Annotated in this window: 16 protein-coding genes; 3 read left to right on the top strand and 13 right to left on the bottom strand. The window is 67.8% G+C overall.

What is annotated here, in order from left to right:
- Positions 1-7: 7 nt before the first annotated feature.
- Positions 8-907, bottom strand: a complete 900-nt coding sequence (locus ACFCV3_RS26860; protein WP_376034332.1) for an ATP-binding cassette domain-containing protein — start codon at positions 905-907, stop codon at positions 8-10.
- Between the two features lie 82 nt (positions 908-989).
- Between ACFCV3_RS26860 and ACFCV3_RS26855 the strand changes: the two genes are divergently transcribed.
- Positions 990-1,724 (top strand): TetR/AcrR family transcriptional regulator, encoded by a 735-nt coding sequence (locus ACFCV3_RS26855; protein ID WP_376034330.1) that lies wholly within the window; start codon positions 990-992, stop codon positions 1,722-1,724.
- Here the strand turns inward: ACFCV3_RS26855 and ACFCV3_RS26850 are convergent.
- The 9 genes from ACFCV3_RS26850 to ACFCV3_RS26810 all read right to left on the bottom strand — a co-directional run bounded on the left by ACFCV3_RS26850 (position 1,717) and on the right by ACFCV3_RS26810 (position 9,465).
- Positions 1,717-2,349 (bottom strand): nucleoside/nucleotide kinase family protein, encoded by a 633-nt coding sequence (locus ACFCV3_RS26850; RefSeq protein WP_376034328.1) that lies wholly within the window; start codon positions 2,347-2,349, stop codon positions 1,717-1,719. The genes ACFCV3_RS26855 and ACFCV3_RS26850 overlap by 8 nt on opposite strands.
- 133 nt (positions 2,350-2,482) lie before the next feature.
- The gene (locus ACFCV3_RS26845) at positions 2,483-3,178 is read right to left on the bottom strand and encodes an urease accessory protein UreD (RefSeq protein WP_376034326.1); all 696 of its coding nucleotides are present in this window, start codon (positions 3,176-3,178) and stop codon (positions 2,483-2,485) included.
- The gene (ureG, locus tag ACFCV3_RS26840) at positions 3,162-3,884 is read right to left on the bottom strand and encodes an urease accessory protein UreG (RefSeq protein WP_376034324.1); all 723 of its coding nucleotides are present in this window, start codon (positions 3,882-3,884) and stop codon (positions 3,162-3,164) included. Before ureG ends, ACFCV3_RS26845 begins: the two co-directional genes overlap by 17 nt.
- Positions 3,877-4,626, bottom strand: a complete 750-nt coding sequence (locus ACFCV3_RS26835) for an urease accessory protein UreF (RefSeq protein ID WP_376034322.1) — start codon at positions 4,624-4,626, stop codon at positions 3,877-3,879. The genes ureG and ACFCV3_RS26835 overlap by 8 nt, the downstream gene beginning before the upstream one ends.
- A 208-nt stretch (positions 4,627-4,834) precedes the next feature.
- Positions 4,835-6,538: an urease subunit alpha gene (locus ACFCV3_RS26830; protein WP_376034319.1), complete on the bottom strand. Its 1,704-nt coding sequence runs from the start codon at positions 6,536-6,538 to the stop codon at positions 4,835-4,837.
- Positions 6,531-6,824 carry an urease subunit beta gene (ureB, locus tag ACFCV3_RS26825; RefSeq protein ID WP_376035119.1) on the bottom strand — a complete coding sequence of 98 codons (294 nt, stop codon included), beginning with the start codon at positions 6,822-6,824 and terminating at the stop codon, positions 6,531-6,533. The genes ACFCV3_RS26830 and ureB overlap by 8 nt, the downstream gene beginning before the upstream one ends.
- A 205-nt stretch (positions 6,825-7,029) precedes the next feature.
- Positions 7,030-7,332, bottom strand: coding sequence for an urease subunit gamma (locus ACFCV3_RS26820; protein ID WP_376034317.1), 303 nt, complete (start codon positions 7,330-7,332; stop codon positions 7,030-7,032).
- On the bottom strand, positions 7,329-8,966 hold the full coding sequence (locus ACFCV3_RS26815; RefSeq protein WP_376034315.1) for a purine-cytosine permease family protein: 1,638 nt from the start codon (positions 8,964-8,966) through the stop codon (positions 7,329-7,331). The genes ACFCV3_RS26820 and ACFCV3_RS26815 overlap by 4 nt, the downstream gene beginning before the upstream one ends.
- 103 nt (positions 8,967-9,069) lie before the next feature.
- Positions 9,070-9,465 carry a MarR family winged helix-turn-helix transcriptional regulator gene (locus tag ACFCV3_RS26810; protein WP_376034313.1) on the bottom strand — a complete coding sequence of 132 codons (396 nt, stop codon included), beginning with the start codon at positions 9,463-9,465 and terminating at the stop codon, positions 9,070-9,072.
- Positions 9,466-9,566: 101 nt separating this feature from the next.
- Here ACFCV3_RS26810 and ACFCV3_RS26805 point away from each other — a divergent pair, with 101 nt between their 5' ends.
- Positions 9,567-10,634 carry a substrate-binding domain-containing protein gene (locus tag ACFCV3_RS26805; protein WP_376034311.1) on the top strand — a complete coding sequence of 356 codons (1,068 nt, stop codon included), beginning with the start codon at positions 9,567-9,569 and terminating at the stop codon, positions 10,632-10,634.
- A gap of 103 nt (positions 10,635-10,737) precedes the next feature.
- Here ACFCV3_RS26805 and ACFCV3_RS26800 read toward each other — a convergent pair whose 3' ends face one another.
- Complete coding sequence (locus ACFCV3_RS26800; protein WP_376034309.1) at positions 10,738-12,099, bottom strand: FAD-dependent monooxygenase; 1,362 nt, start codon at positions 12,097-12,099, stop codon at positions 10,738-10,740.
- 83 nt (positions 12,100-12,182) lie between these two features.
- Here ACFCV3_RS26800 and ACFCV3_RS26795 point away from each other — a divergent pair, with 83 nt between their 5' ends.
- Positions 12,183-12,797: a TetR/AcrR family transcriptional regulator gene (locus tag ACFCV3_RS26795; protein ID WP_376034307.1), complete on the top strand. Its 615-nt coding sequence runs from the start codon at positions 12,183-12,185 to the stop codon at positions 12,795-12,797.
- 237 nt (positions 12,798-13,034) lie between these two features.
- On the opposite strand, the gene ligD is transcribed toward ACFCV3_RS26795, so the two are convergent.
- Positions 13,035-14,000 carry a non-homologous end-joining DNA ligase gene (gene ligD / locus ACFCV3_RS26790; protein ID WP_376034305.1) on the bottom strand — a complete coding sequence of 322 codons (966 nt, stop codon included), beginning with the start codon at positions 13,998-14,000 and terminating at the stop codon, positions 13,035-13,037.
- Between the two features lie 40 nt (positions 14,001-14,040).
- Positions 14,041-15,162, bottom strand: coding sequence for a branched-chain amino acid aminotransferase (locus tag ACFCV3_RS26785; RefSeq protein ID WP_376034303.1), 1,122 nt, complete (start codon positions 15,160-15,162; stop codon positions 14,041-14,043).
- Between the last annotated feature and the right edge of the window lies 1 nt (position 15,163).

Below are 15,163 nucleotides of genomic sequence, written 5' to 3'. Positions count from 1 at the left end.
GCAGCTCCTAGGCGGTCAGTGCGAGGAAGACGTCGTCGAGAGTGGGGCGGTGTGCAGACACGCGCTCCGGCTGGAGACCGTTGTCGCGCAGCAGGTCCAACAGATGGTGCAGGTGCTTCGCCGTACCGTCCGACGGAACGCTCAGCACGTCACCCGCGTGCACTGCTCCCAGTACGGCGATCGCCTTCAGCAGCTCCGGTTCGGTGGCGAACCGCAGTTCGACTCGCTCACCGCCGATCCGTGCCTTGAGTGCATCGGCAGTACCGGCGGCCACGATCCGGCCGTGGTCGAGCAGCACGATCCGGTCGGCCAGCCGATCCGCTTCTTCGAGGTACTGGGTGGTGAGCAGGATCGTGGTCCCGTCCCGGACCAGCTCGCCGATCGCCTCCCACATCGTCGAGCGGCTGCCCGGGTCGAGCCCGGTGGTCGGCTCGTCGAGGAAGATCACCCGCGGCCGCCCGACCAGGCTCATCGCGAGATCGAGTCGGCGCCGCATGCCACCGGAGTACGTCTTCACCCGCCGGTCCATCGCGTCGGTCAGCCCGAACCGCTCCAGCAGCTCACCGGTACGCCGGTGTGCCCCGGCCCGGCCGAGGTGCATCAGCCGGCCGACCATCACCAGGTTCTCCCGGCCGGTCTGGTTCTCGTCGACCGCGGCGTACTGGCCGGTCAGGCTGATGACGCTGCGCACCGCGGCCGCTTGCCGGACGACGTCGTACCCGGCGATGGTCGCGCGGCCACCGTCCGGGCGGATCAGCGTGCTCAGCATCCGCACGACGGTGGTCTTGCCGGCGCCGTTGGGGCCGAGCAGGGCGAGCACGGAACCTTCCGGCACCCCCAGGTCGATCCCGCTCAGCACCTCGGTCCCGCCGTACGACTTCCGGATCCCGGTGGCTTCGACGATCATGATCCCCTCCTTACTGCGTATTGAATACGCTAATTAGCGTAGCAGGTACGCAGTGGGGTCGCGCAAGCCCTAGAATGAGGCCGTGGACGAGCTGCCGCCCGACGTGGCCCTGATGTGGAGACTGCGGGAGACCCCGCGGCGCGGGCCGAAGCCGACGCTGAGCCTCGACGACATCGTCCGGGCCGCGATCGAGATCGCCGACGAGGAGAACGACCTGGCCGCCGTCTCGATGGCGCGGGTTGCCGAGCGGCTCGGCAACTCGACGATGGCGCTCTACCGGCACGTGAAGAGCAAGGACGAGCTGCTCGTGCTGATGTCGGACGCGGCGCTCGAGCGCCCCCAGCCGCTACCGGCCGATGTCGATTGGCGGACCGGGCTGACGTTCTGGGCCGACGGCGTGCTGACCGCGATCGGCAAGCATCGCTGGTACTCGAAGCTGCCGATCTCCGGGCCGCCGGCCGGGCCGAACAACCTGGCCTGGTTCGATTCCGCGCTCGGCGCGCTGGCTGGCACCGGCCTGCCCGAGGAGGCCAAAGTCGGCATCGCAATGGGCCTGATCACGTACGTCCAGGGCGAGATCCGGATGGCGATGGACCTGGCCGCCGGGTTCGCCGACAACCCGGACGCCTTCCGCCGGTACGGCGCGACGCTGTCCCGGGTGATCGATCCGCGGCAGATGCCTGCGCTGGCGCGGGTGCTGGACGCGGGGGTGTTCGATGAGGTGGGCGACTTCGAGCAGGAGAGCGACCAGGACTTCGACTTCGGTCTGCAGCTCTACCTGGACGGCGTCGCTGCCTTCATCGAACGAGTCAGCTGAGTTCGACGATTGCGTCTGCTGACTTGGCGGTCGCGGCGATCAGCTGGGCGTTGCGTTCGTCGCTGCCGAAGGTACGCTCGTGCGCTTCCGCCTGCGTGCGGCCGAACTGCATGTGCCGGGCTTCGAGTCGCTGGTGCCGCAGCTCCTCGGGCACCTCGACGTACCAGCACTGATCGAGCACCGTACGGATGGTTGCCCACGGCATCTCGTCGAGCAGCAGATAGTTGCCTTCGGTCACGACCAGGCTGACATCGGGAGCAACACCGATGCTCGCGGCAATCGAATCCTCAAGCCCGCGGTCGAAACGCGGCGCCCAGATCTGCTCGGTGGGTGCCTCTTTCAACCTTTTGAGCAAGGCAACGAACCCGTCGCCGTCGAAGGTGTGCGGCGCGCCCTTCACCGCCGCCAGCCCGAGTTCCTCGAGCACGGACTGCGCCAGGTGGTACCCGTCCATCGGTACCAACGCGACCCCGTGCCCCGCCTTGGTCAGCCGTTCCGCGAGCTGCTCCGCGAACGTCGACTTCCCGGCCGCCGGCGCCCCACAGATCCCGAGGATCCGCCGTTCACCACTGGTCGCCAGCTCAACCGCAAGGTCGAACGCGGCCTCCGAATCAAGTGTGCGCACCCGCCGATCCTAGAGCGCCCCGGTCTGCCGTCGCCCGCTTTGCGCACGGAGGCGGACCGCCACCACCCACCAACCGGCGGTCGTGGCAGCTCTTCACGCTCAGCGGTGGCACGCGAGCCGGCGTTCCGGCGACTTAGTGGGTGATGGACGTCCGCTCCACCGCGCCCGATGCGCCGAGGTCGCTCTCGTGCTGCTGAGCGACGAGGCGGCGGGCGATGGAGCCGGTGCCCTCCAACTGGAGGGTGTGTGGGGCCTCGGGCAGGCGGTGGCCGAGGGCGGTCACGGTGTCGAGGCAGCGGGCCTGACCGAGGATCGCCCAGCCGGTGCGGTTCTCCGGGCTGAGGTCGAGGTCCTCGGCCAGCAACAGCTCCGGCCCCATCCACGCACGGGTCTGGGTATGCAACGTGCCGCCGATCTCGCCGTACCGGCCGAGGACGAGCGACTCCCGGATCTCGGCCGTGCACCCCGGTTGCAGGCGCACGGTTGTGGATCGCGTGACGTTGGCATCCGCGGCGACCACGAACGGTTCGCCGTACCAGTGCAGACTCGCGCCGTCGGTCAGCTCGATCGCCACATCCCAGCGCGCCGACGAACCGCGCATCGCGTACGCGACCGTCCCGGCCGTCTCGACGATCTCGAGGCGGATCGGTCCCGACACCACGACCTCGATCCGAACCTGATCCCCGGCAAGCAACAACGCACCGGCCGCCACCAGAGCGACCCGTACGACGCCGTCCGATCCGGGGAGCCGCCGCGGTGACAGGTGATCCGTGATCAGCACACAGCGGTCGCGAACCGGGTCGGCGACGACCTCAATGCGAGTGGGCATGGGTGTGCGAGATCAGTACGCCGTTCTCGTCGACGTGTGAATGCGGTGCCATCGGACCGGGGTCGACCGGTGTGTGACCGCCGTCCCGGACGATCTTGGTCATCGCCAGCACCCATGCCTTCAGACCCGCCACGGATTCCGGGTCGTGCCGGGAGAGTGCGAGCACCGGCTTACCGTTGCGGGCAGCCTCGGCGTCCTTGACCATCTGCGGCACGTCGACTCCGACGTACTGGGCGAGGTCGGTCTTGTTGACCACCAGCAGGTCCGCCCGCGCGATGCCCGGTCCACCCTTGCGCGCGACGTCACCACCGCCGGCCACGTCGAGCACGAAGATCTGCGCGTCGACGAGTGCGGGGGAGAAGGTCGCGGTCAGGTTGTCACCGCCGGACTCGACCAGTACGACGTCCAGGGGTGCGAAGTCGCGTTCGAGATCCTCGACCGCGATCAGGTTCGGCGTGACGTCGTCACGGATCGCGGTGTGCGGGCAGGCGCCGGTCTCGACGGCCCGGATCCGCTCGGGGTCGAGCACACCGGCCGACCGGAGCAGGCGCGCGTCCTCGTCGGTGTAGATGTCGTTGGTGATCACGCCGAGGCGGAGTTCGTCGGCGAGTTCGCGGCAGACCGTCGCGATCAGCGAACTCTTCCCGGTCCCGACCGGCCCGGCGACGCCGAGCCGGAACGAGCGGGTCGTGGTGGTCTCAGGCATGGAACAACCTCATTCTCTCGATGGCGTGCTGCTCGGCGAACTGGTCGATCAGTGGTGCACCGCCGGCGGGAATCTTCTCGATGTCGGTCAGCGGCGCGACGTCGTTGACGAGCCGTTCGATGTCGTCGTGCAACGCGGCCAGCCAGGTGACCGCTCCGGCTGGATCGACCGGCAGCAGTTTGAGCGACGCGGCGACCACTGTCTGCGCGTCGTCGTACGCCACCAGCCGCGCAACCTGCTCCGCCGACAACCCGGTCACCGCACCGATCACGCCGATCACGACCGGCCGCGCGATCTCCCCGTCCCTCGGCAAGTACCGCAGCGTCTCGGGCCAAACCCGCTCAGCCAGCCGCAGATACGCACGCCCCTGCCGCCGCGACGCAATCCGCAACGCCCGGCTCGGCGTCCGCGCAGCCCACGCCGACTCAAGCTGCCCGAACCTGGGGGCCATCACAATTGCGCTCTCCCCGCCCGCCCCCGCCTGCGCCGGCCCGCCCTCGCCACTTGTGATGGCCTGGCGGTCCGGCTGCGCCCGGTACCACGCAAGAACAGCCACCGCAGCCTCAACCCGGGCAACGGTCCGCAACCGGTCACGCGCGTACTCGCCGACATCCCCCAACTGCTTGCCCTCAGCCCCCAACCCAGCCCGAACCGCAGGCTCCAACCCCGCCGACTGCGTATGCCCCCCAGTCGGCAACCGCCCATCCGCCAACATCAACGCAACCACCTCAGCCGAGCTCACCCAACCACCCCACAACCGCACATGTCGGACATGCGGGGCGTGCTGTCCATACCGGTGAGTCGGCCGACCTCCGCCGTACCGCCGTCTTCCTTCGCGCAGGAGCCCACCAACCCGTCTCGCCGTCGCCGTCCCGCGGCTGGTAGCTCGTTAGTTGGTAATTTTTGGTCATATAGCGCCCAAAAATCACCGCACAACGCGACCACGCTCATCAGAACATCGCGTAGAGCTGGGCGAGCGGGAGAACCGTCGCGGGGGAGGGCTCGACCAGCTCGCCGTCGACCGCGATCGCGAACGTCTCGGGGTCGATGTCGATCGTCGGGAGCGCGGAGTTGTTCTTCATGTCCGCCTTCCCGATCGAGCGCGTCGGCCGTACGCCGAGGAGTCGCCGACGCAACCCCAGCCGCCCGGCCAGCCCGTCGTCCAGCGCGGCGGGCGACACGAACGTCACCGACAGCTCCGCCCCGATCGCATCCCCGAACGACGGCCGCATCAGCACCGGCTGCGGTGTCGGGATCGACGCGTTCGGATCACCCAGCGCGGCCCACGCGATCGCCCCACCCTTGATCACCACCCGCGGCCGAACCCCGAAGTACTGGGGATCCCACAACACCAGATCCGCCAGCTTCCCAACCTCCACCGAACCGATCTCATGATCGATGCCGTGGGCAATCGCCGGGTTGATCGTGTACTTCGCGACGTACCGGCGGGCCCGCTCGTTGTCGGCCGGCAGCCCACCATCGAGCGCACCACGCCGGTGCTTCATCACGTGCGCGACCTGCCAGGTCCGCGTGATCACCTCGCCGATCCGGCCCATCGCCTGCGCGTCCGACGACGTGACCGACAACGCCCCCAGGTCGTGCAGGATGTCCTCGGCCGCAATCGTGGTCGCGCGGATCCGCGACTCCGCGAACGCCAGATCCTCCGGTACGTCGGGACTCAGGTGATGGCAGACCATCAACATGTCGAGGTGTTCGGCGACCGTGTTCACCGTGTGCGGCAGGGTGGGGTTGGTCGAGCCCGGGATGACATGCGGGTACGCCGCGATCGACAGAATGTCCGGCGCATGCCCACCGCCCGCACCCTCGACGTGGAACGCGTGGATCGACCGCCCCGCGATCGCACCGAGCGTCGATTCGACGAACCCGGCCTCGTTCAAACTGTCCGCATGCAGGGCGACCTGCAACCCCCAGTCGTCGGCCGCGCGCAAGGCCGTATCGATCGCGGCCGGCGTCGAACCCCAGTCCTCATGCACCTTGTACCCGGCCGCCCCCGTAAGCGCCTGCTCGGCAAGGGCCTCCGCGCTGACCGTGTTCCCCTTGCCCAGCAGGAGAACGTTCAGCGGGAACGCATCCAGGCTCCGATGCATCTGCTCGAGATGCCACGCACCCGGGGTCACGGTCGTAGCCTTCGAACCCTCGCTAGGCCCGGTCCCACCACCCGCCACGGTCGTGATCCCGGTCGCCAACGCCTCATGCAGTTGCGACGGCGACAACAGGTGCACGTGCGAGTCGATAGCACCCGCGGTCAGGATCCGTCCCTCACCCGCGATCACATCCGTCGACGGCCCGATCCGGAGCGCCGGGTGCACCCCGTCCGCAATATCCGGGTTCCCCGCCCGCCCCAACGCAACGATCCGCCCATCCCGAATCCCCACATCAGCCCGAACGATCCCCCACCAATCCAGCACCACCACGTTCGTGATGACGGTGTCCGGCGCCCCCTCAGCCCGAGTAGCCGTCCCCTGAGCCATCGACTCGCGGATGGACTTTCCACCCCCGAACACAACCTCCTCACCCCCGGCAGTCCGGTCCTCCTCCACCGCGATCCACAGGTCGGTATCAGCCAACCGAACCTGATCCCCCACAGTCGGCCCGTACAGAGCCGCATAGGCAGCCCGAGAGATCTCAACCATGCCGCTTCACCTGGATTCCGGGAACGAGGCGGGCGCCCCTGAGCGCGACAAGGTCCACCTCACGCGAGGCGCCGGGCTCGAAGCGTTGCGACGTGCCCGACGGGATGTCGAGGCGGAACCCGGCGGCGGCCTCGCGGTCGAAGGCGAGGGCGGTGTTGGCGTCGGGGAGGTGCAGGTGTGAGCCGATCTGGACGGGGCGGTCGCCGGTGTTCACGATCACCAGTCGCAAGCGCTCGTCGGGAGTGCGGTCGGCGTTCAGCACCATCGTGCCTGGGCGGGTGCGGATCGCGCCCGGCGCACTGGCGTCCGCCGTTAGGCCCGGATCGGGTGTTGCGGTGCCGTCGGCCGTTGGGCTCGGGCCGGGTGTTGCTGTGGTGTCGGCCGGTGGGGTCGGATCGGGTGTTGTGGTGGGGTCGATCGGGGCGGCTGCGGCTGTGTGCGTCCCCTGCTCTTCCTGACTAAGTCTACTCGGCTCTGTCATCGCGGCCGCCTTAAATGATGGGGTTGTGGATAGTGACGAGTTTGCGGCCGTCGGGGAAGGTGGCTTCGATCTGGACGTCGTGGAGGAGGTCGGCCACGCCGGGCATGACCTGGTCGCGGGTGAGGACTTCGCGGCCGGTGTGCATGAGGTCGGCGACGGTGGCGCCTTCGCGGGCTCGTTCGATGACCCAGGTACTCAGTAGCGCCACGGCTTCGGGGTGGTTGAGGAGCACTCCCCGGGCCAGCCGGTCGCGGGCGACCATGCCGGCCACGGAGAGCAGCAGCTTCTCGACGTCGGACGGGCTGAAGTTCATGGTTGCGATGGTAGGACGTGGTCGGCGACCTTGTCGGTGCTCAGGCAGAGTGAGCAAACCGCGGCGTCGTGGGTCTGGCAGGCGGCCATGTCCGGGCGCTCGTAGTCCTGGCGGCACACGTGACACGTCAGTACGTCGCCTGACGGGTTGCCGTGCTCGTCGTACATGGGGAGGTCGAGGCCGTCGTCGGTACGGCGCAGGTAGTACTTTCCGCGCGTCAGTACGGCGAGCGCCGGCGGTAGGACGAGCGCGAGCCCGATCGCGACCAGCGGGGAGTACGGCTTGATGCCGTCGCCGAGTCCACCGAAGAAGACCAGGATCGACACCCCGGCCGCGACTCCCATCGAGACGAAGCCGACCGGGTTGACGGCGTACAGCATGCCGCGGCGGAATTCGGGGTGCAGCGGGGACAGTTTCAGCAGGTACTTGTTGAAGACGATGTCGGAGGCAACGACCACGATCCAGGCGATTCCGCAGTTCGCGTAGAAGCCGAGGATGGTGTTGAGGAAGTCGAACATGTTCGCCTCCATCAGCACCAGCGCGATCAACAGGTTGATCGCGAGGAACACCAGTCGACCTGGGTAATGACGAGTCAACCTTGTGTACGAGTTCGTCCATGCGAGTGAACCTGAGTACGCATTCGTCACGTTGATCTTCACCTGGCTGATCACGACCAGTACGACGGCCAGCGTCATCGCGAGCCACCCGGGCAGGAAGCCGCGGTAGATCTCCAGGAACTGATGCACCGGCTGGTTCGCGATCGCAGCCCCATCGGAGACCTGTGCGATGACATAGACGGCCAGGAACAACCCGATGACCTGCTTCAGCGCACCGAAGATCACCCAGCCCGGTCCGGCGAGCAGCATGGCGGTCCACCAGCGGCGTGAGTTCTCGGGGGTCTTCGGCGGCATGAAGCGCAGGTAGTCGATCTGCTCGGCGATCTGTGCGATCAGCGACAGGCAGACACCGGCCGCGAGCAGCATCGAGCCGAAGTTCGCGTCCGGACCGTAGTCGAGGAAGTTCGACACCGACTCCGGGTGCGAGACCAGGAGGTACACGAACGGCAGCACCATCAGGACCAGCCAGAGCGGCGTGGTCCAGACCTGCAGCGTCGACAGCACCTTCATCCCGTAGATGACCAGCGGGAAGATCACCAGCGTGGACACGGCGTACCCGAGCCACAACGGTATCCCGAGCCCCAGTTGCAGCCCCTGCGCCATGATCGAGCCTTCGAGCGCGAAGAAGATGAACGTGAACGACGCGAAGATCACGTTGGTGACGACCGAGCCGTAGTACCCGAAGCCGCTGCCGCGGGTGATCAGGTCGAGGTCGATGTTGTACCGGGCGGCGTAGTACGCGAGGGGCAGACCGGTCGCGAAGATCACCACCGCGAAGATGCCGATACCCCACAGCGCGTTGGTGGTCCCGTACGCGATACCGATGTTCGCACCGATCGCGAAGTCGGCCAGGTAGGCGATACCGCCGAGCGCGGAGACGCCGACGACGCCGGTCGACCAGCGGCGGTAGCTGCGCGGCGCGAACCGCAGCGTGTAGTCCTCGAGCGTCTCGCGGGTCGCGGCGGACTGGGTCGGTTCAGCGGTCGTGCGGTGGTCGAGCGAGGGGTCAACAGACATGGCGGAACTCCTGGCGGCACCTTCGGGCGAGTGGTGCTCCGGCGGGCCGGCGACGCTGCCGGCGGGCGATGCACCCGAATGGAAGGAACCTAGGAAGCGCGTGTTACCGGCGTGTTGCCGATCCGCTACGTTCGTGTATTTCCATCTGGAAGTAATCCGCGAGGTCGGCTTCAAGCTCTCGCTGTACGGCGCTCACCCGGGTCGCGACCGTGGATCCGACCGGCGACAGCGCGGCCACGATCCGGCGTTTGTCGGTCGCGTGGACCCGGCGCAGGATCAGCCCGCGCTCGACGAGCTTGTCCACATGCCGCGTCAGACTGGCAGCAGGCAGTACGGCGGCCTCCGCCAGTACCGACATCGGCTGGCCCGGCTCCTCGTGCAGAGCGGCCATGATCCGCCACTGCTCGATGGTCAGTTCGAACTCGTCGAGGAGCTCCTGCAGACCGAGCTCGATCCGGCGCTCGGCGCGCTTGAGTAGGAGTAGCAAGCTGGTCGGCACGGCACCCCCTCCGGTCTACGTGGTGGGAAATATAGCCGGTCGGTCGCAGATCCGCCTCCGATTCGGTAACACTGGGCTGACCACGAGCGGAGGAGGCGACAGTGCGACGCACCGACGTGGTCTCGATCGCCTTCGTCGTACCGCAGCAAGGACCGACCGGTCTCTACGGACCCTCCTGCCTGGCCTGCGGCCAGCTCGCCGTCGAGCAGCTGAACGCCCGCAACGGCATCGCCGGGCGCCGGGTCGAGCTCGTGTACGTCGATGCCGGTCGCCCGGCCGGGGTGGTTGCGGAGGAGGTCGGCCGGCTGGTGGACAGCGGCCGGGTTGACGCCGTCGCGGGCTGGCACATTTCGGCAGTCCGAGTCGCGCTCGCGCGGCGGATCGGTGGGCGGGTGGTGTATGCGTTCGCCGCGATGCACGAAGGCGGTGACGATACGCCCGGGGTCTTCCTGCTGGGGGAGCGCCCGGTGAACCAGTTGCTGCCGGCCGCGGCCTGGTTGCGCGAGCACCACGGCGCGCGGCGCTGGGTTGTCGTGGGCAACGATTACATCTACCCGCGGGTGACTGGTGCGGTGGCCCAGGAAGCGTTGCGGGACAAGGGTTCCGAGATCATCCACTCGGCGTACGTGCCCCTAGGTACGTCGGACTTTCGCGGCGTACTGGATGAGCTGCGAAGGACGCCGGCCGACGGCGTGATCATGCTGCTGATGGGGCAGGATGCGGTGCACTTCAACCGCCAGTTCGCTCGGGCCGGATTGAGTGATCGGCTGCTCCGGCTCAGTCCGGCGATCGAGGAGAACACGCTCCTCGGCGCTGGTGCCGGGGCCAATGACGGGTTGTTCGCAGCGGCGGCGTACTTCGACGGGACGCACACCGTGGAAAGCGGTGAGTTCGCGCGGACCTACTACGCCCGGTTCGGGCCGTTCGCGCCCGCGCTGAATGCGGTGGGCGAGTCCTGCTACGAGGCGATCCGGTTCCTGGCGCGTCTGGGCGAAGTGGCGGGTTCGATCGACATCGGCTCAGTCGCTGCCCTGCCCAGCGGTCACTTCTACGACAGCCCGCGCGGGCTGATGCGGCTCGACGGGAACCTGGTCGACCAGGACGTCTACCTCGCCGCCGCCGACGGCCTCCAGTTCACGATCCAGGACCAGATCACCACCATCGCCTGACGGTAACGACACGTAGTAGGTGTCTACGTACATCCGGCAGTGAGCGTGCGGCGGTGCCAAAGTCAGTCGATCTGGGGACTACTACGTGTCCTTGCCGACGCTGTCAGGCGAGGTAGCCGTCGGGGCGGATGAGGATTTCGTCGCCGTCGGCTGCGTGGTAGGCGGCGAAAGCGCTGGGGGAGGTATAGGCGCCAAGCCCGAGGTCGACGGTGTGGGGGTGAGTGGCTGGAGTGGTGGGGGAGAAGCGGAGGAGGGTTTCGTGGGGGCCGCGGAAGAGGTCGAACAAGCGGAGGTGGTTGCCGTTGGCATCGGTTAGCGCCGCGTCGGGGGCGCGGTCGCCGGAGGTGATCGGGCGGGTGTCGGCGGGGTCGCGGTAGGAGATGTCGAGCTGGCGGGTGTTCTCCCCGCGCTCCAACGCGGACTCGTCGCCGTCGAGGTGCTTCTGCATCAGGTCCGCGCTGATACCGAGGACACGGGCCGCGTTGGTCCGGCGCTCGGTCTCATAGGTCGCCAGGATCTCCTCGCGGCCGTCGGCGAGTTTCCAGCCGAGGTTGTACGCGTCCTGGACGCCGGTGTTCAGCCCCTGACCGCCGGTCGGCGGGTGCACGTGGGCGGCGTCGCCGGCGATGAAGACCCGGCCGACGCGGAAGCGTTCGGCGAGCCGGACGTTCGGGCGCCAGACGGTGACCCAGGTCAGGTCGCGCAGCTTGGCGAAACCGGGGCCGGCGTACGTGTCCATCAGGTCCTGCAGAACCTCGAGAGTCGGCTCCCGGTCCTCCTCGACGATCGGTGACGCGAGCTGGAACTGGTCGCCGCCGGCCAGCGGCATCAGCACGATGCCCTGCATCGGGTTCTCCCGACCGGCGAACCAGTACCCCTTCTCGTGATCAAGTCCGTCGGCTGCCACATCGCCGATCAGCACCTTGATCGAATCGTCGGTCGTCCCCTCGAAGGCAATCCCGAGGTGCTTGCGGACGAAGCTACCGCCGCCGTCGGCCCCGACCAGGTACGTCGCCGCTACGGTCTCCCCGGTCGACAGTTCGGCGAGGACCCCGGTCGTGTCCTGGGTGAACCCGACGATGGCCGTGTCCAGTTCGACCAGTACGCCGTACTCGGCGAGTTTGGCGCGGAGGATCTCCTCGGTGCGGGACTGCGCGAGCATGCGCCCGTTCGGGTAGGGGATGTCCGGTGTGGGTTCGACGGGCTCACGCATCCGGCGCTGGTCGACCTCGATGCCGTCGAGATGGATGTGGAGCGTCGGCCCGTCGATTCCCTGCCGGATGACTTCGTCGACGACGCCGAGGTCGTCGAACACCTCCAGGGTGCGCGGCTGCAGACCGTCGCCGCGGGATCCCTCGAAGAACTCGGTGGCCTTGTCGATGATGCGCACGGCGAGGCCGCGGCGGGCGAGGTCGATCGCCAGCGTCAGGCCGGTCGGGCCGGCGCCTGCGATGAGTACGGTCATGGTGGTCTCCTTGGATGAATTGTGATTCACTGAATCTGGATTCACTATGAACCTGGCTAAGGTGCGGTGTCAAGGAGGTGGGCGTGACGGAGACCGCGAGCCGCCGGGAACGGGCGGCAGGGACCGAGGCTGCGCTGAAGCAGGCGGCCCGGGAGGTGTTCGCCGCGCGCGGATACCTGAACACGAAGATCACCGACATCACCGCGGCCGCCGGGCGTGCGACGGGGTCGTTCTACAACCATTTCGCGAGCAAGGAAGAGCTGCTCGAGGCGCTGCTGAAGGACATGCTCGCGGCCGCGGATCAGCGGGTGCTGGACAACTCGGCGCACGACGAGGACTTCAGCAAGCGGTCGGCGATCCGCTGGCACGTCGCGATGTACTGGCAGTTCTACCAGGACCATCTGCCGGAGATGATCGCGGTGAAACAGGCCGCCATGCTCGACCCCGAACTGGGTCGCCGCCTGCAGACGATCATGGCCGACGACGACGCCCACATGGTCGGCCACCTGGACCGGCTCCCCAACCCACCGGCCGACCCCGCCGCAGTCATCACCGCGATGAACGCCCTGATGGAGGGCTTCGCCTACACCTGGCTCGTCGTCAACCCAGCCAACGGCCAAACTATCGAGCCGGACACCGCTGTCGATCTCTTGACCGACCTCCTGCACCACGGACTGGCGGGATCAGCGGACCGCTGACTTTGTTTGGTACGGCGTGGTGTGGTTGCGCGCCGCTGCGGCCGGTAACTTTTGGTCGCTATTTGAGAAAAAGTTACCGATTAACGACCGGAACCCGGCCTGCTTGCGTTGTGAGTGGCTTTTTAGGGCCTATACGCCGAAAAAGTCACTCATAACGAGCTGGTCGCCCTAACCCGCCACGATGAGTCACCTTCGAGGCCTCGTCGCTACCGGCCGCAGGGGAGCGAAACGGGGTGGCTACTCCTCCGGCGGGGGTGGTTCTTCCGCGCCCTCGCGTTCGTCGCGGTCGGCCCACTCCAGCAGAGGGGCGAGGGAGTGGGACTTGTCGTCGATCGAGGCGTGGAGGTCGCCGAGGTCGGCGAAGCGGGCGGGGACGGTGGCGATGGTGAAGGACTTGGGGTCGACGGTGTCGATCTCGTCCCAGGTGATGGGGGTCGAGACGGTGCCTTCGGGGTTGCCGCGGACTGAGTAGGCGCTGGCGATGGTGTGGTCGCGGGCGTTCTGGTTGTAGTCGACGAAGAGCTTCTTCGGGTCGCGGTCCTTGCGCCACCAGGTGGTGGTCACGTCGTCGGGCACTCGCCGCTCGACCTCGCGCGCGAATGCCAGCGCAGCTCGTCGTACGTCGGAGAATCCGTACTCCGGCTCGACCCGCACGTAGATGTGGATCCCGGAACCGCCGGACGTCTTCGGGTAGCCCTCCATGTCGAGCTCGTCCAGCACTGCGTGGACGATGTGGGCGACACTGCGGACCCGGTCGAACGGGCAGTCCGGCATCGGGTCGAGGTCGATCCGCCACTCGTCGGGCTTCTCGGTGTCGGCGCGGCGGGAGTTCCACGGGTGGAACTCGACGGTCGACATCTGCACGGCCCAGGCGACGTGGGCGATCTCGGTGACGCACAGCTCGTCGGCAGTCCGGTTGTACCGCGGGAACTTGACCTGCACGGTCTCCATCCACGGTGGTGCACCATGCGGCAGCCGCTTCTGATGCACCTTGTCACCGGACACTCCGGACGGGAACCGATGCATCATGCACGGCCGCTCCCGCAGCGCCCGGACGATGCCGTCACCGACGGACAGGTAGTACTTGACCAGGTCGAGCTTGGTCTCGCCGCGCGCCGGGAAGTACACCCGGTCCGGGTTCGAGACCCGGACCGTCCGCTCGCCGACCTCCAGCTCGATCGCCGGAGACTTCTCCTTGGCCATGCGATCAACCTAACCGCACCCACGGACAAACGGCGACGTACTACGCCAGTCGTGTCAGCCAACCGCGCGTGTCGGGCACCCGCCCGTACTGGACGTCCAGCAGCGCGGCGCGGATCTTCTGCGTGACCGGGCCGGTCTCCTCGCTGATGGTGAGGTCGCCGTCGGGCCAGGCCAGGCGGCCGATCGGGGTGATGACGGCGGCCGTGCCGGAGGCGAAGACCTCGGTGATCTCGCCGGAGCGGACACCGTCCTTCCACTCGTCGGCGGAGATCCGGCGCTCCTCGACCGCGTGCCCGAGATCGGCTGCCAGCTCGAGAACGGAGGCGCGGGTGACGCCGGCCAGGATCGAGCCGGACAACTCCGGGGTGACGATCCGGCCGTCGGCGTACACGAAGAACATGTTCATGCTGCCGATCTCCTCGAGCCACTTGCGCTCGATGGCCTCCACGAAGGCGACCTGCTCGCAGCCGTTCGCAGTGGCTTCGGCCAGGCCGACGAGGCTGGCTGCGTAGTTGCTGCCAGTCTTGGCCGCTCCTGTGCCGCCCGGTGTCGCACGGACGGTGGAGGTGGTCAGCCAGATCGAGACGGGCCGGGGGCCGGTGTCGAAGTACGGGCCGGCCGGGGACGCGATGACACCGAACAGCACCTCGTGAGCCGGTCGCACGCTCAGAGCGGCCTCGGTGGCGATCATGTAGGGCCGCAGGTACAGGCTGGTCTCACCATCGGTGGCCGATGGCACCCACACCTCGTCCACAGTCACCAGCGCGCGGAGTGCTGCCACGAACGCGTCCTCAGGCACCTGCGGCAGCGCGAGCCGCTGAGCGCTCGCGGTGAACCGGGCGGCGTTGCGATCCGGCCGGAACGCCCACACCGATCCGTCGGCGTGCCGGTAAGCCTTCAGGCCCTCGAAGATCTCCTGTGAATAGTGCAGTACGGCGGCAGCCGGGCTCACGCGCAGTGGTGCATACGCAGTCACCTTCGGGTCGTGCCAACCGCGGTCGACCGTCCAGTTCGCCATCACCATGTGGTCGGTGAACGTCAGACCGAAGGTCGGGGAGGCCAAGATGGCCTCCCGTGCTTCAGCGCTGGCCGGATCACTCCGCAGCTCCACTGCGAAGTCCCACACGTCACTCGCCGTCGTTTGTGCAGTCACCCCCGGCACG

Source organism: Kribbella sp. NPDC056345 (assembly GCF_042262745.1).
Lineage (GTDB): Bacteria > Actinomycetota > Actinomycetes > Propionibacteriales > Kribbellaceae > Kribbella.
This window is presented reverse-complemented; position numbering and strand designations above follow the sequence as displayed.